Here is a 26,941-nt window from a genome sequence, read left to right as displayed (position 1 = left end):
TGATAAGGGCAAACAATGGTTGATTCCTTAAATTGGGAGGGGACTTCTCTGAAGAACTATTTGCATTTTGGTATAGCAGTTGTTATGATTGCCCTTGTTGGTTGTACAACTGATTCGGATGCTGGGCAAGATGAACCTGTATCACCATCTTCTGCTTCTATTGCGAATGATGGAAGTGAAGCTGCAAAGATTTATGAACAAAATGCTCGAATTGTCATGGTGACACCCTGGAAGGGCGTGTTGGTCCTGAATTGACTTCAATAGAAGAAAGATTATCCGTGCAACAAATAGAATCCATTATTAATGATGGAGCACCTGCTATGCCGGCAGATTTGATAGCAGAGGATGAAGCCCAAAAAGTGGCTGAATGGCTAATGAATAAAAAATGATATTATAAATAGTAAATATGCAAACCGGAGGAGATAATCTTACCGGTTTCTCTTTGCCTACTATTTAAGGAAAATGGGTAAATAGACCTATATTTTGAGGGCCAATTAATGAGAAAAGGACTATAAGTGTTATTCTGACTATATTTACGGTATCTTACAAAAAAAGTAATATAGTTGAAATATAATTGTAATATTACCGTGGTTTTTCTGACATTTTCTGATGTTATAATAAATCCGGGACAAAAGCTGGATTAATCCATCAAAAAACAAGAAAATACGACAACAGTCGATAAAAATATAGGTACATTACACAACATGAAGGTAGAAAAAGGTGAAAACGACATGATAGAAATGATTGATGTTCAAAAGATATACCCTAATGGCGTTTCAGCAGTCAAAGGCCTTAATGTAAAAATCAAATCAGGAGAATTTGTTTACGTTGTGGGGACAAGCGGCGCCGGAAAGTCTACATTTATAAAAATGATGTACCGTGAAGAAAAACCGACAAGCGGTACCATCATGATCAATGGCAGAAATATTGCTAACATCAAAAATTCCAAGGTACCTCATTTAAGAAGAGATATCGGAGTGGTCTTCCAGGATTTCAAACTGTTGAATAATCTTACAGTCTATGAAAATGTAGCATTTGCTTTGGAAGTTACAGAAGAAAGACCTCAGGCTATTAAGAAAAAGGTAATGGACGTACTTGATTTGGTCGGTTTAAAGCATAAGGTACGTATGATACCAACCGAATTATCCGGAGGAGAGCAACAAAGGGTCGCTATTGCCCGTTCCATTGTCCGCTCACCGAAGCTTGTGATTGCGGATGAGCCGACTGGTAACCTTGATCCGGAAACATCATGGGAAATTATGAAGATTTTTGAGGAAATTAATAAGCTTGGTACTACTATTGTAATGGCAACTCATAATAAAGAGATTGTAAATACATTGCAGCATAGAGTTATTGCGATAGAGAATGGACATATTGTACGTGATGAACAGAAGGGAGAATACGGTTATGAACTTTAGAACCTTCTTCCGCCATGTTAAGGAAAGCTTTAAAAATATAGGCAGAAACGGCTGGATGACATTTGCATCTGTCAGTGCCGTAACCGTTACACTATCTTTAGTTGGTGTATTCGTTGTTATTATGATGAATTTAAATAACTTTGCTTCAAGCATTGAGAGCAATGTTGAAGTCCGTGTACATGTGGATCGTACGGCTACGGAAGAACAGAGAAACGAGCTTGAAAGTAAATTAAAAACATTAGATGAAGTTGAATCTGTTACTTTTTCCCCAAAATCTGATGAATTAAACAATCTAATCGAGACTATGGGGGATCAGGGGAGCGCGTTTAAACTCTTTGAGCAGGATAATCCACTTAATGATGTTTATATTTTGAAAACTCATCGCCCTGATGATGTCGTAAAAGTTGCTGAAAAAGCAGAGAAAATGGAATCTGTGGAGATTGTCAAATATGGACAAGGCTTCGTAGAAAAAATGTTTACTATTGTTGATACGTCCAGGAATGTTGGGATTGTCTTAATTATAGCCTTGCTGTTGACGGCGATGTTCCTGATATCCAATACAATTAAAATCACCATCTTTGCGAGAAGACGTGAAATTGAGATTATGAGATTAGTCGGAGCAACAAATGGTTTTATCCGTTGGCCGTTTTTCCTAGAAGGTTTATGGCTCGGCGTAATGGGGTCTATTATACCGATAACCCTCATTGCTGTAGGATATAAATACCTTTATGACAATTTCGCCTCTGCATTAACCGTTGATTATATGGATTTACTCCCATATACTCCGTTTATTTTCCAGGTTTCCCTGCTGATTGTCCTTTTTGGGGCTATGATTGGGGTTTGGGGAAGCTTAATGTCAGTTCGTAAGTTTTTGAAAATATAATTCTATCTTTTTTTTATAAAACAATTGCGCCCTCTGTCACAAGGGGGTTACATACAGAGAATAGACAATTGTGTTACCTAGGTTTGAAAGGGGAAAGTCAAGTGAAGAAGACTATTGTTGCATTAAGCACAGTATTTGTGTTGGGTTTTGCCAGCCTATATGGCGGAGGCAGTGTCCAGGCAGCATCTGTTGATTCTTTACAACAGAAGAAGAAGAACATCCAAGAAAAGAAATCAGCCGTTGAATCCAATATTTCAGAAGCAGACAGTAAAATCAATAAGATTGAATCTCAAAAAGCAGAAGTAAAAACAGAACTTAGCAAGTTACAAAAATCGATAACTGAAACACAAGAAAAAATTAAAGAGAAAAATAGCCAAATTACGACAACACAAGAGAAAATTACTGATTTGAAAGATAGCATCAAAGAAACCGAGGAGCGAATCGAAGCTCGTAATGAGATCTTGAAAGAGCGTGCTCGGTCCTACCAGATAAATGGCGGGGGAGTAAACTATTTAGAAGTTGTGTTTGGAGCCAGCAGTTTTGGTGAATTTGTCGAACGTGTTGGTGCTATAAGCACGATTATGGAAGCGGATAAAGACATCTTAGACCAACAGGAAAAAGATAGAGCTGAATTGGTTTCCAAGAAAGAAGAAGTTGAAGACAAGCTTAGCAAATTAAATGCAATGAAAAATGAGCTTGTAACAATCAATGAAAAACTTGATGGTCAAAAGATCGAAAAAAATAAATTGATGGCTATTTTGAAATCCGAACAGGCTGAACTGGAAGAAGAAAAACTAAGCCTTGAAGAGGAAAATCAATTGTTGGCGAGCCAAGCAGAAGCTGTAAAAAAAGCGATTCAGCAAGAAAAGGATCGTCAGGCGGCAGAAGCTAACAAGGTCGCTGCAAGCACAGGCAGTAGTAGTAGCATTGGAAGTGGAAGCGGTCCTACAGTAGCTGCCCCGGCCGTTACAGCCGGCAAATTTATGCGCCCCGCAGCAGGGTATGTATCCTCTGGATTTGGAGGAAGATGGGGTAAAAACCATAATGGAATTGATATTGCCAAGTCTGGAACAGTTCCTGTCGTAGCCTCTGCAGCTGGTGTCGTAACAAGATCTTCTTTCTCCAGCTCTTATGGAAATGTCATTTATATCTCTCACTATATTGATGGGCAAGTTTACACAACTGTTTATGCTCATCTGAGATCCAGAAATGTTTCTGAGGGTGCTACAGTAAGCAAAGGCCAACAAATTGGGCTAATGGGCAATACAGGACACTCTTATGGACAGCATTTACATTTTGAATTATACGTAGGTCCATGGACAGCCTCTAAAACCAATGCTGTCGATCCACTTAACTATTTAAGCGGTATGTAAGCTGGAATCATATTAGCAAGTAACGCAGTTCTCCTCTGAACTGCGTTTTTTTTGTTATTGTAAGGCCTCCATCATTTAGAAAATGGTGAAATACAAGAAAAATGTCGGTTTACACCAAAATTTGGAGAATAAATAATATATACTATTTAGACATCAACTGCTAAAATTTGTATTATACTAGAAAATTTTACAACATGTGAGGTGTGGCATGGAGGATATAATTTTGAAGGATTATTTAATCAAGGACGATCAGCAGCAGTTTACTGATTTTATTAGTAAACAAAAAGAATTCTATGATCCTGCCAAAATTGATATACATAGTATGATCTTTTCTCTGAATGACTTATTCCCGACTAACTATGTAAAACAGAAGGATTTTCTGAAAGAATTATATATGAAATGCAGGAATGCCATAAAACCTCATATCTTACTTGAATATTTTATGATGCAGGGAGATATGAAAGAAGTAGAATCTCTCCTCCAGTCTGAGAAAGAACTTGATCATCCCGAAATGAGAACATGGATCGCTATATATACCATCTTTAGTAAACAGAAAGAAGGACTGTTAACAGGAACGGACTTAATTGACGCCATCTTCAAAGTGAAAAATACAAATAATGAGACACTTATCCTTTCCTTGATTATTCACTTATATGGCATCAGTGAGACTGGATTATACGAACCATTCCATAAGGTTAGGCACGTCGTAGCGCCGATGGTTGAGTTAATGGATAATGATTATTTGCGTGAATCCTATTCTATCCGATTAGCTGAAATAGAAGTTCTTACTTATTTATATATGAATAAAATAGATCTTTGCAGAGAAAAATGCATGGAAGTGCTCGAAAGGCGTGAACTGGAGGTTTATTTTCCGGTTATTTATTCCGCTTTCTTTCATACAATGGGAGAATCCTTTTTGTTTGAAAATTATGAGGCGGCAAGATACTGGATCAAAAAATCAATGGCTACTGTGAGTTCGTTGCCCTCCGATACTAAGCATACAAGAATGAAATATTTGATGAAAACCATGGACTTTTTGAATTCTTATTGGGGAGTTGATATAGACTCTGTGCCGGATGATGATGCTGAAAAGGCCCATCGTTACATTGTGACAGGACGAGCGGAAGAGGCTGTACATATATTGGAAGAGCTTAAAAAAGAGAATGGATATTTGACATCTGAGCAGTTGTTTTTTTATAGTATAGCCTCCAATAATGATACGTTATTGCAGGTAGCCAAGGATGTTTTTATATCCAACTCGAACTATTTATATCTTCAACTATTAAACTCTGAGAATGTACATAGATATAAACAAAGATTGGGAGGGGAATAGGTTGATGAAGCGAATGGCGGGATTGTTCATTGCGTTATGATACTGACTACGCTTTTGGCAGTTCTGCAGTATTTGCTCATAATCCAGGACCGATTGCTCCAGGTGCCCGCCCGCAAATTGATCGATAATAATAATCATACTATGTACAAGCCATTCATACTGTATATAGTAGACCTATGCATTGCACATTGATATGTGCAGTGCTTTTTTATTGGGTGAATTTAAAAAATCGGAAGGAGAGATATATGAATAGTAAGAGGTACTGGCCTTTTGTTGTAGTCATTGTTCTATTAGTTGTGACATTGGCTTTTTTTTGGTGGAAGTATGAGACGTTGGAGCAATCGCTGGAATCTAAGGATCAAAAAGAGAATCAAGCTGATTCATGGCCCCAGCTAGAAAAAGTAAAACAAGCTTATGATATTATTACGTCTAATTACGTAGAGCGTATAAATGAAAAGCAACTGACTGAAGGGGCCATTAAAGGGATGCTTGGCGAGTTGAATGATCCATATTCGGTGTATATGGATGAAGAAACATCCTCTCAGTTTCAGCAAACTTTGGATTCCAGTTTTCAGGGAATTGGAGCTGAAATCAGTTTGATGGATGGAAGATTTATCATTGTGTCCCCGTTTAAAAATTCTCCGGCGGAGCGAACTGGAATTAAACCCGGTGATGAGATTATCCGTATTGGGGGCAAGGAAGTTAAAGGAATGGAGCTTTATGATGTCGTATCCTTAATCCGTGGTAAAGTCGGTACTAAAGTGACTATTGACATTAAAAGAGGCGGTAATGATACTCCGATTACCTTTTTAGTAGAGCGTGATGAAATCCCAATTGAAACAGTCCATACGGCTCTAAAAAAAGTAAGAGATAAAAAGATAGGGTATATCCAAATTACCTCATTCAGTGAACAGACAGCAGACGATTTTCTTGTAGGGCTTAAAGATATGGAAGAGGACGGGATAGATGGATTGCTAATTGATGTGCGGGGAAATCCTGGTGGACTGTTGACAAGTGTCCAGGAAGTTCTGAAGGAGTTTGTGACGAATGAGCATCCTTATATTCAAATTCAGGAGAGAAATGGGAAGAAGAATAAATTCTTCTCTACACTAAAAGAAGAGAAAGAGTATCCAATTGCTGTCCTTATTAATAAAGGAAGCGCATCAGCTTCTGAAATATTTGCCGGCGCCATGCAGGAAGCAGAAGGATATCCGCTGATAGGTGAAAAAACATTTGGAAAAGGGACCGTTCAGCAGCCGGTTTCACTGGGTGATGGAAGCACGATTAAGCTGACCTTTTATAAATGGCTCACACCAAAAGGGGAGTGGATTCATAAACAAGGCATTAAGCCAACGATGTCCGTGCAGCAAGATAGCTATTATGCTTTGCAGCCTCTGGTTGTTACAGAAACGCTACGTAAGGATATGAATAATAAGCAGGTTAAGACTCTGCAGCAGATGTTGGATGGAGCAGGGTACGCCCCTGGACGTACTGATGGTTATTTTAGCAGCAAGACGGAAAAAGCTGTCCAAGCCTTTCAGCGAATCCATAAACTTCCGGTAACCGGTGAGGTTGATCGGGATCAGGCAGCAAAGCTTCAGCAAACGATCGTAAAAATGATCAAGGATGAAAAAAATGATCGACAGCTGCAAACTGGATTAAGCTGGTTAGCACAACAGTAAGGCTGGTTTTCTTAAGTGCACAAGAGAGCAGATAATTAAAAAAGGTCTTTCGTAAGGGGGCTTTTGTATAATAAGTCATACTCAGACTTTGTATTTCAATACTTTTAATAAAGGAACCATCAAAAGTGAGGGGAAATGCCTTCACTTTTTGCTTTTTTCATCAGCTATTTAAGCAGTAGGGGCATGAGCAGTAAAAGGCCTGTGATTAGAACGACCATGTATATGAACTATAACGTACATGTTGCAAATACTGTTATTATCCCGTCCATTCAGTTGATATTCAGACATTAACAGCCATCTTACGTAACAGGGGATATTTGTATGAAAATGGAGAATTTAGTCGGTTAAACTCATACGCTGGCTATTTACTTATAACAATCATAAAAGAATGATAGGAAAGAAAGGGGGGATTTGATAGAATATTAAGTAAGTGTATACAAGGTTGGTGATTAATTTGTGGGAAACGTGGATAATTGAAATAGCTAAAGGTATAGGGGAATTGTTTTTACACCCGCTTTTTTATGTTGGATTCATACTTACTTATATACTCGGCTCCATGAGGGTCAAACAGGAGAGAAAACTGTTTCATGTCCGTGTGGAAGATCCTATGATAGAAATGAAGGAATATATAGTACCAAGTTTAGTCTGGGGACTTATTCTCTCCATTATTACTGGGCTGATTGGCTTAAATGTTCCGTTTGATTTTATTTTAGTAGTGGGCATCCTTATGTTACTGATAAGTTTAAGCATGCAAATCAGATTTCTTTCTCCAGCGTATACAGTTGGACTGGCTTTTCTCGTTATCTATATTTTATTTGGAACGGGATTTGACGGTATATTGAGTAATAAGTATTTTTCATTTGAGCAGGCAATCTATCCCTCAATAGCTGTTTTAACAGGTTTGCTGTTAATGACAGAGGGGTTTTTAATTCGGAATAGAGGAGCCATTCAAGTATCTCCAACAGTTGAAAAAGGGAAACGAGGTCTCTTTATTGGAGCGCAAAGAACGAAAAGAGTTTGGCTCGTGCCTGTCTTGTTATTTATTCCCAATGGAGTCCTAGAAGTACCCGGAGATTTCTGGCCCGTCTTTACTTTTGACGGAACAGATTGGAGCCCCATTCTAGTCCCATTTTTTATAGGGTTCTCCTTTAAAGTGAAAAGTAATTTGATGGGCAATGTGGTTGGAAAGATTGGGACTCATGTAGCTATTCTTGGTTTCGTTGTGTTGGTTCTGGCTGTAGTTGGAAAGTGGTATCCCATTAGCAGTTTAGCAGCTGTAATCATTGCGATTATTGGCAGGGAAGTTATACACTTTGTGTATAAAAAGAATGAAAGTCAATTAAATCCTTACTTCACATCGGGAAAAAAAGGACTAGTGATCTTAGGTGTCCTACCGGAATCTCCAGCTGAACGGATGGGATTAAAAGCGGGTGAGCGTTTGACCCGGGTGAATGGTCAACAGGTTTTCAGTTCTGATGATCTGTATAAAGCATTACAATCCAATCGTGCCCATTGTAAACTCGAAGTCTACGATACGAATGAGCAAATCAGGCTTGTTCAAAATGCCTTGTACGAGGGTGACCATCATGAACTTGGTATATTGATGGTGGACAATGAGTGGAAGAGGTAGAAGTCTGCTAATATCCAAAAAGGAGGTCACAGGTATAAAGCTGTGACCTCCTTTTTATTAGAGATTGAAAGAGTACTTTATTCTCTTAATCTCGTTAAATTCATTTCTGAGCTCTTGCCTCTTTTCTTTGAAGGCGAGCAAGTTCTTTCTCGGTTCTATATCGTTCTACTTTCTCTTTAACGATAGCTGGTTCCTCTTTTTTTGCTAATACCTTAATAAACATGTCTTCAACTTTATAACAAACAGTTTGATAAATACTCATATCAACCACCTTAACTAATCATTTTTTTAACAACATAAATTCTTCTGCCTAACCAACTAATAGCTGCTAGTCCAACACCACCAGCTGCAGTAGCTTGATTTTGTTGTTGCTCTTCTGAGTGTTGTTTATAACCTTCTTGATAATAATGTTTAAATATTTTTTCCCCTTTTTTTAATTCAGATGGAATAGAATAGTCTTCACCAGTTTCTCCTAAAAGGTATCCAGCCTCTTCTATTTCCAAAACTTCTTCATTAGAATTGAATCCTTCTTTATACCATTGTGTGAATTTATCGTTAGGAAATTTTGGCTTTTTGAATTCCAACATTGTAAATGCAGCTTCATAACCCATAGTATAGTATTCATTTTTCAATTCTTCTTGAGCTTTCTCATAACCTTCTTGGTAAGATTTTATAAAGTCTCCCTGTATATTTTGGGGAGGGGAGTGAGTATCTACTTTACCGTCTTTATAGCCTAGGTCTTGGTAATGTTCTTTCTTAGCTTCAATTCGTTCTGTCACAGCTTTATTAAAGCCGCTTTCATAGGATTCTTTTAAACCTGGATGTTTGGAGTAGGCCTCAGGAATTGCAATCTTATCCTGTTTTTTACCTAAAGCATAACCATCATTATTTGCATTCGTTTTTTCGGATGCTAGTTTCTGTGTGCCTTTCTCATATCCTTTGCTATAGCCATTGTTATATCCAGATTTAAATGCTTCTGAACCTTCAGAAATAGATTCACTAGCACCCGCCTCAGTATAACCATCCTTTAGACCTTGGTTATACCCTTGACTCTCACCTTTATCAGTGTCAGCTTTCTCCTGTTGAAATTGAAGTTGCTCAGGGCTGTTATTGATTTTGGTTTTATCATATCCACTCGGAGCTTCACATGGAATACCATCATCAACTTGACCATTTCCCCGGCCGTCTAAGTTTTCCGGATCGTTAGTAGCTGTATATCCTTTTGAGTTCCAATAGTTAACTACTTCATCATAAGTAGCAAAATCAGTACAATTCTTGTTGTTGCTGGTTGTAGCCGGCTTTTCATTTGTAGATGAGTCTTCAGAGGTTGAGCCACCACCATTGTGGTAATGGTAACCGGAGCATAGGCCTTTAGCTTGTGATTTTGGACTACAATTATGCCCACCATTAGAATCTGTTCTCCCGCTATGTGCGTAAGTATTTGTGCCAAAAAGTAATAGTAATAGACTTAAGAAAAATGCGACTTTATTATTCAATTTTTCCCTCCTTTGTTATTTTATGTATATTATAGTGGTGTTAGTAAATATTATCTATACAATAAACAGATTTTCTATTATTTTTACCGTTTAAAATGGGATTATAGTATATATAAGGATGGTTTAGGTCTCCTCCATATAGTCTATCTAACATGATGCTTAAAAAAATACAGAGCTATTTTTATAATGAGGTAACTGATATATAAGGAACTGTCCTATTTGCTGCAGAATAGGGGAGAACAGCATAAAAAAACAGCAGACAAAGGTTCTTATAATAAGGACTTTGTCTACAGTCTGGATTCTCTCTCTGTGAGAGGATTTTTTCATTTACATCGGGATAGTCTTCTAAAAAGGATACATTGAAGCAATTAAAGAACAGCCCCAGGCACGTCCAGCTACTCTCTTTAAAAAAGGTTTTCAATCAGATTTGACTGAATAGTATAATAATAGTAAGATGTTCTTAAAAAAGAACACCAAGTAGGTCTTTTGCAGTGCGAAAGAGATGAATAAGTCATGTATATAATAATTGTTTAAAAGGATCAATAGAAAGGTAATATTTTTTTGGAATTAGTGTTCTTAAAAGAGAACAAATAGAAGGAGGGATTTTATGTATCGCAAAAATTGTTATCTTTGTTATCGAGCTTCTTATAGTAGCTGTGATATGGGAGAGTGGCTATGCCCTTCCTGTGGGAACGATTTAACCAAGCAACAGGTGCTAAGGGCAGTCGAGTATTCCGCCAATAAACAAGTCTACTATGAGAAATATCAAGCTCAAAACGACAAATTTCATTTATTTACGACACAAAAAACCTATTAAAACACGGCGTAGTGATTCTTTTTACCTATATTTGTAGAAAAATGAAGGAAAATATAATTAGGTATTTATTAATAAATTACAAATAGTGTCAATAAAATAGGTCAAAAGATAGTATACTGATTTATAGTTAACAGAAAAAGGCAAACTTATTGAAAAATAAGGACGCAAAGTCACAGGTCTAAGGTATTAACTATGATGGCTGGATTGCCTGAAATACAAGAGAGTATTTTAGGGGGAATCAAATTGGTGAATACAGTAAGTGCTGAATTGGATCGAGATTGGGTCGAACTGATATTGATTGCCCGAAAATTAGGGTTTAGTAAAGAAGATATCAGGGTTTTTCTAGAGAGAGAAGGAAAGAAAGAGGAATGAAAATGAATAGGAAAAGGGCTGCCTCGATTATAGTGTTAGCGATCGGGGTATTTATTTTATTTTCGTTCTAAAAGAAACCACTTACAGGTGTTGTGTAAGTGATTTAAGCTTAATCTGAATCCATTCCTATGACATTTCTACTCTTCTTTATTAATACGCCATTTATTAAATTCAATAAATTCCTTAAACTGATCCTTAGATACACCTGATTTCATTGCTTCTTTTACTAACTGAGCCCAGTCTTCATCAAGATTATTCATGTCTGGTTCATCATGTAAAAGAGCATCAAGCGGTACATGAAGAACAGCTGCTATCTTTTCAAGGAATTGGACAGACGGATTAACTTGGATGTTTCTCTCGAGCGAGCTTAAATAGGATTTTGCAACTCCCGCTTTCTCTGCCAATTCCGTCATAGACAACTTTTTTTCTTTTCTAATTTTTTTTACACGATCACCAATCATTTTATATTCCCTTTCTGAATGAAAAAGTACAAATTATGTAAATTTATCCGCAACCCATTAATTTATTATAATAGTTAGAACCTTCACATACAAATGCTTTTGGAATTTGATTCAAAAAAATGGCTAAAATATGACTTCCTATAAGGGTGGAAATCCTTATTTCAGTACTAATTACATGTTCCATGATGAATATTCTCTCTTATATGCTGTCCTTCGATTTGAAACGTACAATGTTCAATCTGATGATTGTTGATTAACCGTTTTTGCAATTGAACAAGGATTAGATCTCGGTCTATTTCTTTCTCCACGACTACATGGCAGCTAAGAGCTGGAAACGCTGATGTTATGGTCCAAATATGCAAATCATGTATATCTAGGACACCCTCTATGCCCATGAGGCTATCTCGTACCTGCTCTATATTGATGCCGGCTGGAGCACCTTCCATTAATATATGATAGGAATCCTTCAATATACGCCAGCCGCTTACTAAGACAAGGGTTGCGACGATGATGCTGGCGATTGGATCTGCCATATTCCAGCCGAACAGAATAATTAAAATACCAGCAAGAATCGCGCCTACTGAACCGAGCAAATCGCCTAATACATGAAGAAAAGCTCCGCGCATATTCAGATTCTCCTCTGTATCTCCCTTCAGCAAAATCCAGGCCACTATTAAATTGACGATTAACCCGATTAAAGCAATCCAAAGCATGTTTGCACTGACCTCAGGCGGTTCTTTAAAGCGTTCAATGGCTTCCCAAAAGATAATGAAGGCAATGATGACTAATGTTAGGCCATTTATAAATGCAGCCAATATTTCAAAGCGTTTATAGCCATAGGTTTTGGAATAATCAGCTGCCTTCTCAGAAAATGTAAAGGCAAATAAACTTAACCCCAGAGCAGCTGCATCACTGAGCATATGGCCTGCATCGGAAAGAAGAGCAAGGCTATTAGTCCAAATACCGCCGATGACTTCAATAATCATAAAGACGAAAATGAACCCAAGGCTAATGGCAAGTGCTTTTTTATTTGCATGATGATGGTGATGACCCCCGCTTCCATGGTTATGACTATGATTGTGCCCATGGTGATGGGATTGTTGTTCTGACATCGTAAGCACCTCCAAATCCTCTGCTTTATTAATGTCTGCTACTTGTATATAGATATTCTGGAATCGTTTTAACCCCATGCTTATATGATATGTACCCTCTTTTATAAATATTTACCGTAAACTAAAAATCTAATTTGCTTTAAAAGCCCGGGTTGATTTAGTGTATATCCATTCAAAAATAGGTTTATTTCAAATATTTTTTGATTTATCTAAATAATTTTATTTTAAAATCCTGTTTAAGGTCAACTTAAAACTCTTAATAATGTTCAACAGCATACCTTTTACCTTTAATATCCTTTTTAAGATCAATGATAAGAGGCATTCTGATTATAAATCAGTGATGTTACAGTATAAAGAACCATTTGAATTTAAACTTAATCGATGGAAGACTGCTTATGTTCTTATAAGAATTACCTAAACACTTGTCAGTAAACAGTTCTGTTTGGAGGATTATAAATCAGTACAGCAATTATTTCCGAGCGAGGATAGAAGTAAGCTTTAATAAGTAGTCTTTTTGAATTATATAGAAAATAGTGTTATGAAAATGAAGTATATAAGGATCTGAATCATCAACATTAGTCCATTTAAATCAAAATCAGCATAATGTCCACATGAACAAAGGGGTTGCGAATCCTTCGGAGGGTATGCAGGGAATTACTGATCATGTGGCGAAGGTTCCGAAGAGTTCGGAACCTGTTTCTGAACTAGCCGCAAAAGAGAAAACCATTATTTCAGAATCCCTGCAAAGGATGGATAGTACCCATGGAGCAGCTGAGCGCCATTTCTATACAATCATCCAGTAATATCGAAAAGATAACGGCTGCCTTTGAGAACATTCTGCTATTGTCGGTGAAATAGCTGCACCTTCCAAAATTTATCTAAACGGGCAGAAGCGCGTGCACAAGCTGTTCAGAAATTTAGGATTTAATATTTACATCTAAAAAGAAAAGGATCTTCAGGCTATCAATCATTAGCCTAAAGATCCTTTTAGTTCTTCCAAAAGATGTAGAGTAAATTATTTATCCACAGGGAAAAGTGGGTTCGCCTCTATCAAATTTAAAAGAAATTGTGATAACCGGGTATAAGGTTGTGGAAAAACCCACTTATCCACAAGGTCTCTTATACTTCCATGCCATTCTCTTTCATTTCTAATACCGTTAATATGAACATGGCATGTGACCAGGTAAGTGGCAATACCCAGGCAGGGCGGCCTGTAATTTTGTCAATTTGCTCAGCGAGAAGATCTAAATCAGTGGCATGGTCGACTACCCAATTAAATAATTTCTTAGCTTCCAGCTGTTTATTGATTTTTATATAATAAATTGCAAGCCATAAGGTAGCTATAATCCAAGGGTCACCACTTATATAGATATCTCCAGGGAAACGTTCAACCCCTCCAATGATTTTGGAGCGGCACAGCCTGTCGATGGTTGCAGCCGTCTGCTTCATTTTTGGATCATTGGCATCAATCATATTGAACGGTACCTGAAGGCCAAGCAGACATATATCAATCACATCATCTCTTACCTGACGATAGATTGGATACCCTTTGGAGTCATACTCCTTCGATACATCTTTGCCCTGTGCTTTCTTATTTAAATAGGCCGGTTCATCAAGCCTTAAATGAAAAGCGCGGAAAAAAGACTCGTTTGTCTCGTTGTAACCAATATGCAGAATTGTCTTTTTCATTGCTGCCGCTGTATTTCGATAAAGAATTGCTTTTTCGGGATGACCTAATCTTTCGGCAAAAGCAGCAGAGCCCATAAGTCCTCCATACACAGCTGCAGCTGAATAAAAGTGTTCAGCTTCCCTTTTTTCCCAAATATCCATACTTGGCAGTGGAAGATGGGTGATAGGGTCAATAAATTGGGTGAGAAAATCGGCGCCCTTCTCAATAACAGGCCACATTTCAACCATAAACTCTTCATCACCGGTCATTTCGTGAAATTGATGAAGTCCCCACAAAATAGAACCTGTTTCATCTATTTGCATTCCCCAGGCAGGAGCTATATGTCCATCTAAATAGTGACGTTGATCCCATTTTCCATCTTCATCCTGAAGAGTTTTGGCAAATCTATAAAACTCTTTGACTTGTTTATGATAGCCTGCACGAGCATAAGCTGTAGCCGTATAGGCAGCATCACGGCCCCAGCAATAGGAATATCCTCCTGAAAAGGCATACTCCTCATCTACTTCTGGAGCAGCGATAAAACCGCCATTTTTATTGTTCATTAAATGAAACATAAGCAAAGAACGTTCATATATTTTCTTTGTTCGTTTGTCTTTAATCTCGACTGGCTTAGCTTGATCTAAATAATCATACCAGTAGTGCAAAGTCTCCTGTAGATGTTCCTCAAAGGAGACCTGTTTAGCATCCTTTAAGACATCAATTGCTTTATTTGAGCCACTGCCTGCTGCAATATAAAGTGTGATTGATTTTTCCTCGTTTGGGTTAAGAGAAAGCGGTGCGTATTCAATCCCGCAAGATGATTTATTGGCTATTCTTTTTCCGGGTAGATAACCGTCATTTAATTCCTTAAATGTAGCCCCGCATTGAAATCTATTGACGTTATGAGTAGAGCCAACCGCAAAGCCATATTCTCTGTGATAATGAATAAAGCTATCTGTATTTTCATCAAACTTAACCGTTTGGTAGCGTCTTTTTTCATCAATCATAAAATCGCTGTAAATCACGAAACTTAGATTTTGTGGGCGTTCTGAAAGGTTTTTGAATGTAAAGTGCCGTACAAAGACATCTTTATTTGGTAACACGAAATCCATCTGTCTGATCGACAAGCCAGAACCTCCGAGCGTAGAGATGGTTTCTAAAATATTTGTACGGTCAATATAAGCTTGTTGACGATTCCAAACATTCTCATGAAGGAAGAAGGTCTTTACCGAGCCTTCAATGCCGCGAATACCTGTATAAAATAGATTTAGATGCTGGGGAAAGTCGATATTCGGCCACGTGATTCTTTGCGCCTGTCCATCTTTTGTTAAAGATACCAGCATGCTGGAATTTCCAATTATTGCTTCCGTAATATATGGTTTCTTTTCCATCTAATTTCCCCTCCATGTTGAAACAGAACAAGAGTGTTATCCCTTCACTGATCCTGATGTCAATCCAGATACGATTTTTCTTTGGAAAATTAACACCAATATGACAATTGGAATCGTGACGATGACAGTAGCTGCTGTAATATCACCCCATGGAATGGTATAGTCACTTTGATAAAGGGATATCCCTACCGGTACAGTTCGTGCTGCTTCTTTTGAATTAATTGTTAAGGCAAATAAATATTCGTTCCATGCTGCGATAAATACAAGGATGGCTGTCGTAAACACACCTGGTGCAGCAAGTGGAAAAATAATTTTTCTGAATGTCTGAAACGGTGTAGCACCATCCATTTTAGCCGATTCTTCAAGGTCCTTTGGTATCTTCTGGAAGAATGTAGATAAAAGCCAAATAGCCAAAGGTAAACTAAATGTAATATAGGGAATCACCAATCCTGTATACGTGTTACGTAAATTAAAAGCTGTTACAAAGTTATAGATTGGTGAAATAATTGCGATATGCGGAAACATCGATGATGCTAGTATTACAGCAAATATTATACCCTTTCCTTTAATCGGTAAACGTGTTAACGCATAAGCGGCAAAGGATGCAAACGCAATCGCAATAATGGTGGTAACGGAGGAAACTATTAAACTATTTTTCATATAAACGAGAAGCGGCCTTGAAGTTAAGGCAGATTCATAGGAGTTAAGGGAAGGGTTTTTGGACCACCATTTATAGGAGGCGAAAATTTCTCCCGGTTCTTTTAAGGATGTAAGAAAGACCCATAGAAATGGGAACATGACAATAAAAATGAAGAGAGCAATTAATAAATAGAAAAGTATCTTATTTGCATGCTTCATTTATTTTTCCCCCTTTCCTTTTATGCGATCTCCAAAAAGATCAGAACCAATAAATTTAATGTAAATCAGGCTGATCAACGCCACTGAAACAAATACGATGATTGAAAGGACGGAGCCTTCACCAAAATTCTGTTGGGCGAATAGAGTTTTATATGCATAAATCGTAATGACTTCTGTTGAATTTGCAGGACCGCCTCCTGTTAAGACGAAAATGAGGTCAAATACCCTGAATGCATCCAATGTACGGAATAATAAGGCTACTAGAATACTGGATTTTAATAAAGGCAATGTTATTCTTCTGAATTGATACCACTTGCTTGCTCCATCAACTGAAGCGGCCTCGTAGATATCCCCCGGAATCGTTTGCAAACCGGCTAATAGCAGTAAAGCCATGTAGGGAGTCGTTTTCCATATATCTGTTAGAATAACGGAGGCCATTGCACCCACGCCTGTACTCAATAAGTCTCCTGCATTTGATATAAGATGAAGCTCTTCAAACAAATGGGCGATGATACCGGATTGGCCATCATACAGAAACATCCACATCATCGCTGATACAGCTGTCGGAATCGCCCAGGGAATTAAAACAACGGCTCTGACAATCCCCCTGCCGAAGAATGCCCGATTGATTAACAAGGCAATCGCCAGTCCCAACACTAATTCAAAAAAAACAGTCACAACAGTGAAAATGAGAGTATTGGATAAGGATTTCCACATTCGCCCATCCGAGAGGTATTTCCCGTAATTACTTAAACCAACGAAGTTCTCCTTCAGAATGGATTCAGAAACTGAGGAAGATAATGCTGCCGTTTCCTTGGCGAATTCTGCCTGATCTCCTTTAATTGATTTTAATTCAGAGGATATAGAGGCTAAATCTGTTTGATAGGCTTCCGCTGTATTCTTGTCAATCTTTGCATATTTTTCATCTTTCTCTTTAATGGGTTCAAAGTTTGCGACCTTTTCTTCCACATATTCGTATTTCTTTTTAATATCCGATTCTTTTAATAATTTCGTGTGGTTTTTTTCGATTGTTTGAGCCCACCGGCTAGAGTTGTCGCTATCCAATTCGTCAAGGTTCTTTTGGAGAAAATAATAATCATTTGCATATCGTTCAAGGTCAATCTGAGCAGATAACATTCGTACTGATTTAGCCGGATTATTTAATCGGTAATCAAACATGCTATTCCAAAAGGACATGGCTATTGGATAGAGCACGACAATAGCGATGAGAATAAGAGAGGGAATAATCATGGCATACCCTAATTGCCGTTCGGATAGGGAAAATTTCTTTTTCATATCATTACTCCTTTCAGGCTGAGATTTTCCAGAGCTAAAAAACAGGAGATAAGCTTTTTGTGCCCATCTCCTCCCATTGGCGTTACCTATCAGACTGGTATTCTATTCATTCAGTGCAGCCTTCATTTTTGATTCCATATTTTCAATGGCTTGATCGACTGTGATGTCTTTGGTCAATGCTTTGGAAATTTCAATTTGAAGGATATCTGATATTTTTTGATAGTTAGGAGTAACAGGTCTTGGCACGGCATTTTCCAATGTTTCTACAAAAGATTTTTCTTTGAAAACAGGGGCTGCCTCCTGGATTTCCTTGTCCTCATACAATGCTTTTATGGTAGGAGCGCGTCCGCCTTCCGTAGCTGAAATCTTTTGTCCCTCTTCACCGGTCATGAATTTTACAAATTCCCATGCCTCTTTTGGATGATCTGTATAACGGTTAATCATGGCCATATAGCCTCCAAGTGTCGAAGCAGAGCCAGAATCACCGGCAGGCAGTGAGGTAAATGCAAAGTTGTCGGCTACCTTTGATGTAGCTTTATCAGCAGCTGTCTTAGCCATATAGGGCCAATTCCGTGCAAAGACGGTTTGCCCTTCATTAAAAGCAGACTCTGTTTCGGTCTCAGTGAAGGTTAAAATATTATTTGGCATGAAATCGGCATTGGCGATTTCGATCATTTTACTCAGCCCTTTTTTGGCCTCTGGACTATTGATTACGACTTCATTGTTTTCATCAATAATTTTTCCTCCGTACGCAGCAATGAATTCCATGGCGTTAACTACAATACCTTCATATTGTTTAGCTTGAAAGACAAAGCCTGAGCTGGTTCCTTCTTTTCCGTTTCCTTCTTTAGCCATTTCAATTAGCTCATCCCATGTTTTCGGAGCTTCCTTAATTAGGTCTGTTCGATAAAAGAGAATGCCCGCATCAGAGTATTTTGGCATAGCCCACTGCTTGCCCTCAAATTTTCCTGCTTCGACCGTACCAGCGAAATAATCATCAAGATTAATTTTATCTTGGTCAATAAAACGGTCTAATTCCATAGCGTAGTTAGCCTGGGCGAATTCTGCCGGCCAAACGACATCTGCATCAAATACATCAATTTCAGTGCTTTTACTACTAAACGTGGTTACATATTGGTCATGCTGTTGGGTTGAACTGTTTGGCATTTCTTGGTAGTTTACTTTGATGTTGGGATGCTTTTTCTGGAACGCCTCGATTAGTTTTTCGGTACTGCCGGTTGTATCGGCTCCTCTGGCATATGTAATTTCGACTACCTTTTTGTTGGATTCTTTCTTATCGGTAGAGGTTTCTTCGGTATCCGAGCATGCTGTTAAAGCAATCCCTACTAAAGCAGCGGTAGAGAAGGATAACCATTTTTTAATTTTCATATTTCCCCTCCTATTTAATTGGTAACTACTTCTATATAGATTCCTTTAGATCTGGTTATCGAAACCTAATTTTGGTATAAATTTCAACTTTTGTTACTAAGTCCCTATGCATCTTCGGTTATACAGGTGGCAATCCGGGCTAGATAGAAAAACCTGGGTTTCTTACTGGATTAATCAAAAGAAATGTAATATATTTGTAGCTGGATAGAATAATCGGAAATAGAAAGTGTTATTCCAGAGGAAGTAGGTGAGACCATAGATGAAGATTTTAATAGCTCTTTTAGCTCCAGGATTATTAGTTGTTCTTTTTTCAAGAGTGACCTATAGCTGTATAGTCGGTTTGTGTTTAACAGTTGCTCTGATTGCTGCTTCAGCGTATAAAGGCTATACATCATCATGGCCTCTGATTATAATTGATGCATTTTCATTAACGGCTGGGTATTGGTATTCCCAGCGTATGATAAAAAGAACACCTAAAAGTGCATAAATGAGAGACAGAGTCTTCCGTATTATTAAGGGAGACTCTTTTATTTTTTTGTAGGATGGGCATAAATGATACTACATGAGGATAAAAAAGGGGAATATTTGTTCGCTTTTTGTTGGTTTGATTATAGGTGGTTGTGGTAAAATATTGTTATCAAATAAAACGAGAATTGAGATAGAAATGATGAAGGGGGCTTTTGTGTGAGTAAACAATTCGAATTGGTTTCCAAGTATACTCCTCAAGGAGACCAGCCAGCCGCAATTAAAGAGCTGGTGAATGGAATTAATAATGGCGTTAAGCATCAAACGCTGCTTGGCGCTACAGGAACAGGAAAAACGTTCACGATTTCGAACGTGATTAAAGAGATTAATAAGCCCACTCTTATCATTGCTCATAATAAGACGCTTGCCGGACAGCTGTACAGTGAATTCAAAGAATTCTTCCCGAATAATGCCGTGGAGTACTTTGTCAGTTACTATGATTATTATCAACCTGAAGCGTATGTCCCTCAGACTGATACCTTTATAGAGAAGGACGCCAGCATTAATGATGAAATCGATAAACTGCGGCACTCTGCGACATCCGCATTATTTGAACGGAAGGATGTCATTATTATTGCCAGTGTCTCCTGTATTTACGGCTTGGGTTCTCCAGAAGAATATGGGGAAATGGTTTTATCCATTCGAAAAGGCATGGAACTGGAACGGAACCAGCTGTTGCGTAAACTGGTTGATATACAATATGAACGAAATGATATTAACTTTCAACGCGGGGCATTTCGGGTAAGAGGAGATGTAGTAGAGATTTTCCCTGTTTCAAAAGATGAACACTGTGTACGCGTTGAATTTTTTGGCGATGAAGTGGACCGGATCAGAGAAGTCGATGCATTGACTGGTGAAATTATTGGAGAAAGAGACCATGTAGCTATCTTCCCGGCATCCCACTTTGTTACAAGAGAAGAAAAAATGAAAATCGCCATTCAAAATATCGAGAAAGAATTGGAAGAGCAGCTTACTTTTTTAAGAGGTGAAGGCAAACTTCTCGAAGCACAGCGCTTAGAACAAAGAACGCGCTATGATCTTGAAATGATGAGAGAAATGGGCTTTTGTTCAGGGATTGAGAACTACTCCCGTCATCTGACATTGAGGCCGCCGGGTTCTACCCCCTACACCCTTATCGACTATTTCCCTAAGGATTTCTTAATGGTGATTGATGAGTCCCATGTTACAATCCCGCAGGTTCGCGGAATGTATAATGGAGACCGCGCCCGTAAAGAGGTGCTTGTTAATCACGGTTTCCGACTGCCATCGGCAATGGATAACCGACCTTTGCAATTTCAGGAGTTTGAAGAACATGTCAACCAAATTGTCTATGTATCTGCTACACCGGGGCCTTACGAACAAGAGCATTCACCGGAAATGGTTCAGCAAATTATTCGTCCAACAGGGCTGTTGGATCCAACTATTGACGTTCGTCCGATTGAAGGTCAAATTGATGACCTATTAGGGGAAATCAACGAGAGAATCACAAAGAATGAGCGTGTCCTGATTACTACACTGACTAAGAAAATGTCTGAGGATTTAACCGATTATTTAAAAGAACTGGGTATCAAGGTTCAATATTTGCATTCGGAGATTAAAACACTGGAACGGATCGAGATTATCAGAGACCTGCGTCTTGGAAAATATGATGTGTTGATTGGAATTAATCTGCTGCGTGAAGGGATTGATATTCCAGAGGTCTCACTTGTAGCGATTCTTGATGCGGATAAGGAAGGTTTCCTGCGTTCCGAACGATCACTCATTCAAACGGTCGGACGGGCAGCTCGTAATTCTAACGGTCATGTTATTTTGTATGCAGATAAAATGACGAATTCCATGGAAATCGCGATTTCAGAAACGAAACGACGCCGTGCCATTCAGGAAGAGTACAACAGGGAACATGGCATCGTTCCTAAGACGATTCAGAAGGATATCCGTGATATCATTCGAGCCACTCATATAACGGATGATGGCGAAGAAGAGAAAGCTGCAAATAAATTTGAGAAACTGTCCAAGAAAGAACGCCAAAAAGTTATAGCCAATATGGAAAAAGAAATGAAAGAAGCAGCCAAAGCACTTGATTTTGAACGGGCTGCCGAACTTAGAGATTTAATTTTAGAGTTGAAAGTGGAAGGATGAACATAGGATGGCACTTGATAAAATTGTAATAAAAGGGGCCAGGACCAATAATCTGAAAGATATTGATGTGACAATCCCCCGCGATAAACTGGTTGTGCTGACCGGTTTATCCGGTTCCGGGAAGTCCTCCCTGGCTTTTGACACAATCTATGCAGAAGGGCAGCGCCGTTATGTGGAATCACTTTCCGCCTATGCGCGCCAGTTCCTTGGACAAATGGATAAACCGGATGTTGATTTAATCGAAGGATTATCTCCGGCGATATCCATTGACCAAAAAACGACCAGCCGTAATCCGCGCTCGACGGTAGCAACGGTGACAGAAATTTATGATTATATGCGTTTACTGTATGCAAGAGTAGGTAAACCGGTATGCCCTGTACATGGAATTGAAATTACCTCCCAGACTATTGAACAAATGGTAGACAGAATTATGTCTTATCCGGAACGAACAAAAATGCAGATTCTTGCTCCTATCGTTTCAGGCCGAAAAGGAACCCACGTTAAAATGCTTGAAGATATTAAGAAGCAAGGGTATGTTCGTGTCCGTGTAAATGGGGAAATGTATGACCTGGATGATGATATACGTTTGGATAAAAATAAGAAACATACGATCGAGGTAGTCATTGACCGGGTTGTCGTGAAAGAGGGAATCAATGCTCGTATAGCTGATTCTCTTGAGTCTGCGCTTCGTTTAGGTGACGGAAAGGTCCTTATTGATGTGATTGGCGAGGAAGAATTGCTTTTCAGTGAGCATCATGCCTGTCCATATTGCGGCTTTTCAATCGGAGAATTGGAACCGCGTATGTTTTCATTCAATAGTCCATTTGGAGCCTGCCCTACATGTGATGGGCTGGGTCATAAAGTAAAAGTGGATCCCGATGCTGTTATTCCCAACCCTGAATTAACATTGAGAGAGCATGCGATTGCACCATGGGAACCAACCAGTTCTCAATATTATCCAAAATTGCTTGAATGTGTTGCTGATCACTATGGCATAGATATGGATATACCTGTCTCTCAATTACCGGAAAGCCAGCTAAATAAAATCCTGAAGGGCTCCAAGGGTGAGAAAATTTATTTCCGTTACGAGAATGATTTCGGCCAAATACGGGAAAACAGAGTGGAGTTTGAAGGTGTTTTGGCTAATGTAGAACGCCGGTTCAAAGAAACAAACTCCGATTATATACGCGATCAAATGGAAAAATATATGGCGGAGCAGCCATGTCCGACCTGCAAAGGATATCGCCTGAAGAAGGAAAGCATGGCCGTCTTGGTTGACGGACATCATATTGGAGAGATAACGGCGCTTTCAATCCAGGATGCTAACGAGTTCTTTGGAAATTTGAAGCTATCCGAGAAAGATATGAGTATCGCGCGTTTGATTTTCCGAGAAATAAAAGAAAGAATGGGCTTTTTGATTAATGTTGGCTTGGAGTATCTGACATTAAACCGGACAGCAGGCACTTTGTCCGGAGGAGAAGCGCAGCGGATCAGACTCGCTACACAGATTGGCTCGCGATTAACAGGTGTTTTATACATTCTGGATGAACCTTCAATTGGCCTTCATCAACGTGATAATGATCGCTTGATTTCTACACTGAAAAGTATGCGTGATATTGGGAATACGCTCATTGTCGTTGAACATGATGAGGATACAATGCTGGCAGCGGATTATTTAATAGATGTCGGTCCCGGTGCCGGTGCGCACGGCGGGGAGATTGTATCAGTGGGAACTCCTGAAGAAGTGATTGCTGATGCCAATTCGTTAACCGGCCAATATTTATCCGGTGAAAAATTCATTCCCCTTCCTTTGGAACGCAGACAGGGTGATGGACGATTACTGGAGATCAAGGGTGCTAAAGAAAATAACCTTAAAAATGTAAATGTATCCTTTCCGCTTGGAACATTTGTAGCCGTTACGGGTGTTTCCGGTTCAGGGAAGAGTACATTGGTGAATGAGATTCTTCATAAAGCATTGGCTCAAAAGCTGAACAGGGCAAAAGCGAAACCTGGAAAGTTCCGTGAGATAAAAGGTGTGGAAGAACTGGAGAAAGTGATTGATATCGATCAATCCCCTATCGGGCGAACACCACGTTCCAATCCGGCGACCTATACAGGTGTATTCGATGATATCCGGGATGTGTTTGCTTCCACAAATGAAGCAAAAGTCCGTGGATATAAGAAAGGCCGCTTCAGTTTTAATATTAAAGGCGGACGGTGTGAAGCATGCCGCGGAGATGGCATTATAAGAATAGAAATGCATTTTCTGCCGGACGTTTATGTTCCTTGTGAAATTTGCCACGGAAAACGGTATAATCGGGAAACTTTGGAAGTAACCTATAAAGGGAAGAATATTTCTGATATTTTAGATATGACCGTAGAGGAAGCACTTCAGTTTTTTGAAAACCATCCAAAGATCAAACGGAAAATACAAACGATTTATGATGTTGGGCTGGGCTATATTAAGATGGGGCAGCCTGCAACGACATTATCTGGTGGAGAAGCGCAGCGTGTGAAGCTTGCCAGTGAGCTGCACCGCCGTTCCAATGGCCGATCTCTGTATATTTTGGATGAACCGACAACAGGGCTGCATGTCGATGATATTTCGCGTCTGTTAGTCGTGTTGCAGCGCCTGGTTGATAATGGTGATACAGTACTAGTGATTGAGCATAATTTAGATGTCATTAAAGCGGCCGATTATTTAATCGATCTTGGTCCGGAGGGCGGAGAAAAAGGTGGAACCATTCTGGCTACCGGTACACCGGAAGTCATTGCGGAGACACCTGAATCCTATACAGGTAAATATTTAAAACCTATACTCGAACGTGACCGAGACCGCATGAAGAATAAAGTATTGGAAAAGCAAGCCTCCCGATAGACGGCTTGCTTTTTCCCCATATCCTGCATTCTGCTAAAAAGGATCAAGACCACAGCTTATGCACATGTTTGCCTGGTTGATGCCTATGTATCTCTTCCGGGTACTAATTCTAGACCAACTATTTATGAATCGAGTTATGTATTTCTTGAATTATAGAAACTTTCTTTTTTTCTATACGTATGAATAGGAGAAGTGCTCGTATTTATGAAGACTGCTAATTTGTTATGTCAGCCTTTCCTCATCTTACGACGGTTGTTTTTTTACTGGGTAGGATCTTGAGTTTAAAAGACATGCTAAAGTAGGCTTTGTTTTCAAATTTATTTCCTTTCGTCATAGGCAATAGTGTATTCTTTGTATTTTTAACTCAGCATATTTCTAATTAGAAGTTAAGGATCTTTGCCTATCGCAGCTATACTTGTTATGTTCTCTTCGGATTAATTGGCGTTATCGTACTGGATTTGGAATGTCATCTAGGTATTAAAAATTTTAAAAGGTTTACAGGTACATACCATGTAAAGGGAGCTGGTCTTAATGAATCAAGAGAAAAAACGCATTTTGGAAATGGTAAAAGAAGGATTACTTAACGCAGATGAAGCGCTCTTATTGCTTGAGCAGATAGAGAAGAAAGATAAGCTTATTAAAGAAGCTGAACAGAAGACAGAGACCAGTGAATTAGCAACAGTTTCGAATTCAGATTACTCGGAAAATAAGGGAACTCAATCCAAAAAATCTTCCTCTACTATGGATAAATTATTGGGAATCGTAGATGATGTAGTGAAAAAAATTAAAGATGTAGATTTTGACTTAAATTTTGGCTCTGCTGTAGAGATTGAGCATATTTATCATCAGGATCATGCACCTTTACGAAAAATAGATGTAGATTTGGCGAACGGCAGTGTGAAGTTCCTCCCGTGGGATAAGCAAGAAATCACGATTGAATGTCATGCTAAGGTGTACAGAACTGATGATACGGAAGAAGCAAGGAAAAAATTCCTTAAAGAAGTAACCTATTCATTAGAAGATGGTAGACTCCGATTTGCTGTGCAGGATAAATCGATCAAATTACAGGCGATTATTCGAGTGCCGAATTCACGCTATGAGGAACTGAAAATACGTTTATTTAATGGAACGATTGTCGGAGAAAATGTTAAAGTTGATACGATTAAAACCAAAACAGGCAACGGGCAAATTCAGTTTTCTGATTTTAATGCACGGGAAGCGGAATTTGAAACGGTTAATGGTGTTGTAAATATTAAAGGATTTGATGTTGGTGAATTGGAAGTTGAAACGATAAATGGGGCGATTCAAATCCAGGGTGGATTCCGAAAAGGAGATCTGCAAACGATTAATGGAAGCATTCAATGTGAACAAACCGGCCGATATGGAGAAACCATCCGAGCTAAGGCGTCAGCAGGAAGCATTAATCTTCAAATTCCTGCAAACACTGGCTGTAATGGAGAGTTAAAATCTAATCTGGGCAGTTTTAATATTGACCTCAAGGGGATTCATGTTATTGAGGAAAAAAGTGATGTAGTTCAAAAGATGCTGCGTTTCCAATCTGAAGGCGAATATGAGCAATCTATTCATATTCTAGCTGAATCAAGAGCCGGAAATATTAAAATCAAACATTAATCAATAAGTTGAAAATTAAAGGAGCTGCCGGATGTTTTGAAAGAAAAAAAGCGATTAGTCCGTTTAAGATCAGATAAGATGTTATTGGGTGTTCTTGGAGGGCTTGCACAATATTTTGGTATTAAATCAACTCTTTTGCGTATCCTATTTGTAATCGGGCTCATCCCAACCAGTTTTTTGCTGATTATTCCTTACACAATTCTTAGTTATATTATGCCTAGAGAAGAATAGGAGGAGATGGATGTATGAATTGGATTGTAAAAATACTTATCAATGCAGTGGTTTTTGTATTGCTGACACAGGTATTTGAAGGCGTTTATGTGAGTGGATTTGGTGCGGCAATTCTTGCAGCCATTGTGTTATCTATCTTTAATGTTATTGTCAAACCGATTGTAACCATCTTAACGCTACCTATAACGATTATTACACTGGGGATATTTCTGCTTTTTATCAATACAATCGTGTTGAAGATTACAGATGCAGCAATGGGAAGCGCATTTGATATCAATGGTTTCTGGCTAACCTTCCTGGTATCCATTATTCTTTCATTAGTCAATACTGTGATGGAAAGTGTAATGGAATAAAAA

25 protein-coding genes and 1 riboswitch are annotated in these 26,941 nt (G+C 38.7%); of the genes, 17 read left to right on the top strand and 8 right to left on the bottom strand.

Going from position 1 to position 26,941, the window contains the following annotated elements:
* Positions 1-15 precede the first annotated feature (15 nt).
* The 8 genes from AC4G3K_RS11640 to AC4G3K_RS11605 all read left to right on the top strand — a co-directional run bounded on the left by AC4G3K_RS11640 (position 16) and on the right by AC4G3K_RS11605 (position 8,319).
* Positions 16-255, top strand: a complete 240-nt coding sequence (locus AC4G3K_RS11640) for a hypothetical protein (RefSeq protein ID WP_491133372.1) — start codon at positions 16-18, stop codon at positions 253-255.
* Positions 252-389, top strand: a complete 138-nt coding sequence (locus AC4G3K_RS11635; RefSeq protein ID WP_491133371.1) for a hypothetical protein — start codon at positions 252-254, stop codon at positions 387-389. The genes AC4G3K_RS11640 and AC4G3K_RS11635 overlap by 4 nt, the downstream gene beginning before the upstream one ends.
* A 342-nt stretch (positions 390-731) precedes the next feature.
* Entirely contained in the window at positions 732-1,418 is a 687-nt protein-coding gene (gene ftsE / locus AC4G3K_RS11630) for a cell division ATP-binding protein FtsE (RefSeq protein WP_491077729.1), read from the top strand.
* Positions 1,408-2,301, top strand: a complete 894-nt coding sequence (ftsX, locus tag AC4G3K_RS11625; RefSeq protein ID WP_491133370.1) for a permease-like cell division protein FtsX — start codon at positions 1,408-1,410, stop codon at positions 2,299-2,301. Before ftsE ends, ftsX begins: the two co-directional genes overlap by 11 nt.
* 101 nt (positions 2,302-2,402) lie before the next feature.
* Positions 2,403-3,674 (top strand): murein hydrolase activator EnvC family protein, encoded by a 1,272-nt coding sequence (locus AC4G3K_RS11620; protein WP_491133369.1) that lies wholly within the window; start codon positions 2,403-2,405, stop codon positions 3,672-3,674.
* 223 nt (positions 3,675-3,897) lie between these two features.
* On the top strand, positions 3,898-5,007 hold the full coding sequence (locus AC4G3K_RS11615) for an AimR family lysis-lysogeny pheromone receptor (RefSeq protein WP_491133368.1): 1,110 nt from the start codon (positions 3,898-3,900) through the stop codon (positions 5,005-5,007).
* Positions 5,008-5,252: 245 nt separating this feature from the next.
* Positions 5,253-6,689, top strand: coding sequence for a S41 family peptidase (locus tag AC4G3K_RS11610; RefSeq protein WP_491133367.1), 1,437 nt, complete (start codon positions 5,253-5,255; stop codon positions 6,687-6,689).
* A gap of 454 nt (positions 6,690-7,143) precedes the next feature.
* Positions 7,144-8,319, top strand: a complete 1,176-nt coding sequence (locus AC4G3K_RS11605; RefSeq protein WP_491133366.1) for a PDZ domain-containing protein — start codon at positions 7,144-7,146, stop codon at positions 8,317-8,319.
* A 100-nt stretch (positions 8,320-8,419) separates the two neighbouring features.
* On the opposite strand, the gene AC4G3K_RS11600 is transcribed toward AC4G3K_RS11605, so the two are convergent.
* Positions 8,420-8,581: a hypothetical protein gene (locus AC4G3K_RS11600; RefSeq protein WP_491133365.1), complete on the bottom strand. Its 162-nt coding sequence runs from the start codon at positions 8,579-8,581 to the stop codon at positions 8,420-8,422.
* A gap of 10 nt (positions 8,582-8,591) precedes the next feature.
* Complete coding sequence (locus AC4G3K_RS11595; protein ID WP_491133364.1) at positions 8,592-9,815, bottom strand: YHYH domain-containing protein; 1,224 nt, start codon at positions 9,813-9,815, stop codon at positions 8,592-8,594.
* Between the two features lie 607 nt (positions 9,816-10,422).
* On the opposite strand from AC4G3K_RS11595, the gene AC4G3K_RS11590 reads away from it, so the two are divergent.
* Positions 10,423-10,632, top strand: a complete 210-nt coding sequence (locus AC4G3K_RS11590) for a hypothetical protein (protein ID WP_491133363.1) — start codon at positions 10,423-10,425, stop codon at positions 10,630-10,632.
* A 129-nt stretch (positions 10,633-10,761) separates the two neighbouring features.
* A riboswitch (cyclic di-GMP riboswitch) is annotated at positions 10,762-10,844 on the top strand.
* 34 nt (positions 10,845-10,878) lie between these two features.
* Positions 10,879-11,004: an anti-repressor SinI family protein gene (locus tag AC4G3K_RS11585; RefSeq protein ID WP_491133580.1), complete on the top strand. Its 126-nt coding sequence runs from the start codon at positions 10,879-10,881 to the stop codon at positions 11,002-11,004.
* Between the two features lie 137 nt (positions 11,005-11,141).
* Here the strand turns inward: AC4G3K_RS11585 and AC4G3K_RS11580 are convergent, their stop codons facing one another.
* Both AC4G3K_RS11580 and AC4G3K_RS11575 read right to left on the bottom strand, forming a co-directional pair.
* Entirely contained in the window at positions 11,142-11,465 is a 324-nt protein-coding gene (locus tag AC4G3K_RS11580) for a helix-turn-helix domain-containing protein (protein ID WP_491133362.1), read from the bottom strand.
* A 167-nt stretch (positions 11,466-11,632) separates the two neighbouring features.
* Positions 11,633-12,577, bottom strand: a complete 945-nt coding sequence (locus AC4G3K_RS11575; RefSeq protein ID WP_491133361.1) for a cation diffusion facilitator family transporter — start codon at positions 12,575-12,577, stop codon at positions 11,633-11,635.
* Positions 12,578-13,221: 644 nt separating this feature from the next.
* On the opposite strand from AC4G3K_RS11575, the gene AC4G3K_RS11570 reads away from it, so the two are divergent.
* Complete coding sequence (locus tag AC4G3K_RS11570) at positions 13,222-13,380, top strand: hypothetical protein (protein WP_491133360.1); 159 nt, start codon at positions 13,222-13,224, stop codon at positions 13,378-13,380.
* A 316-nt stretch (positions 13,381-13,696) separates the two neighbouring features.
* Here AC4G3K_RS11570 and AC4G3K_RS11565 read toward each other — a convergent pair whose 3' ends face one another.
* The 4 genes from AC4G3K_RS11565 to AC4G3K_RS11550 form a co-directional block, all read right to left on the bottom strand.
* Positions 13,697-15,637, bottom strand: coding sequence for a glycoside hydrolase family 15 protein (locus tag AC4G3K_RS11565; RefSeq protein WP_491133359.1), 1,941 nt, complete (start codon positions 15,635-15,637; stop codon positions 13,697-13,699).
* Positions 15,638-15,673: 36 nt separating this feature from the next.
* The gene (locus tag AC4G3K_RS11560; protein ID WP_491133358.1) at positions 15,674-16,495 is read right to left on the bottom strand and encodes a carbohydrate ABC transporter permease; all 822 of its coding nucleotides are present in this window, start codon (positions 16,493-16,495) and stop codon (positions 15,674-15,676) included.
* Positions 16,496-17,791 carry a carbohydrate ABC transporter permease gene (locus tag AC4G3K_RS11555; RefSeq protein ID WP_491133357.1) on the bottom strand — a complete coding sequence of 432 codons (1,296 nt, stop codon included), beginning with the start codon at positions 17,789-17,791 and terminating at the stop codon, positions 16,496-16,498. It lies immediately after the preceding gene.
* Between the two features lie 102 nt (positions 17,792-17,893).
* Positions 17,894-19,180 carry an ABC transporter substrate-binding protein gene (locus AC4G3K_RS11550; protein ID WP_491077506.1) on the bottom strand — a complete coding sequence of 429 codons (1,287 nt, stop codon included), beginning with the start codon at positions 19,178-19,180 and terminating at the stop codon, positions 17,894-17,896.
* Positions 19,181-19,439: 259 nt separating this feature from the next.
* On the opposite strand from AC4G3K_RS11550, the gene AC4G3K_RS11545 reads away from it, so the two are divergent.
* From AC4G3K_RS11545 to AC4G3K_RS11520, 6 genes are all read left to right on the top strand, one after another.
* A complete protein-coding gene (locus AC4G3K_RS11545) occupies positions 19,440-19,667 on the top strand; it encodes a CsbA family protein (protein WP_066106119.1) in 228 nt (75 codons plus the stop codon).
* Between the two features lie 197 nt (positions 19,668-19,864).
* Positions 19,865-21,844, top strand: a complete 1,980-nt coding sequence (gene uvrB, locus AC4G3K_RS11540) for an excinuclease ABC subunit UvrB (RefSeq protein WP_491077507.1) — start codon at positions 19,865-19,867, stop codon at positions 21,842-21,844.
* A 7-nt stretch (positions 21,845-21,851) separates the two neighbouring features.
* A complete protein-coding gene (gene uvrA, locus AC4G3K_RS11535) occupies positions 21,852-24,722 on the top strand; it encodes an excinuclease ABC subunit UvrA (protein WP_491133356.1) in 2,871 nt (956 codons plus the stop codon).
* 531 nt (positions 24,723-25,253) lie between these two features.
* Positions 25,254-26,354, top strand: a complete 1,101-nt coding sequence (locus tag AC4G3K_RS11530) for a DUF4097 family beta strand repeat-containing protein (protein WP_491133355.1) — start codon at positions 25,254-25,256, stop codon at positions 26,352-26,354.
* A gap of 36 nt (positions 26,355-26,390) precedes the next feature.
* On the top strand, positions 26,391-26,585 hold the full coding sequence (locus AC4G3K_RS11525; protein ID WP_491133354.1) for a PspC domain-containing protein: 195 nt from the start codon (positions 26,391-26,393) through the stop codon (positions 26,583-26,585).
* Positions 26,586-26,599: 14 nt separating this feature from the next.
* The gene (locus tag AC4G3K_RS11520; RefSeq protein ID WP_491077511.1) at positions 26,600-26,938 is read left to right on the top strand and encodes a phage holin family protein; all 339 of its coding nucleotides are present in this window, start codon (positions 26,600-26,602) and stop codon (positions 26,936-26,938) included.
* Positions 26,939-26,941: the final 3 nt, after the last annotated feature.

The organism is Bacillus sp. z26 (genome assembly GCF_058313635.1).
This window is presented reverse-complemented; position numbering and strand designations above follow the sequence as displayed.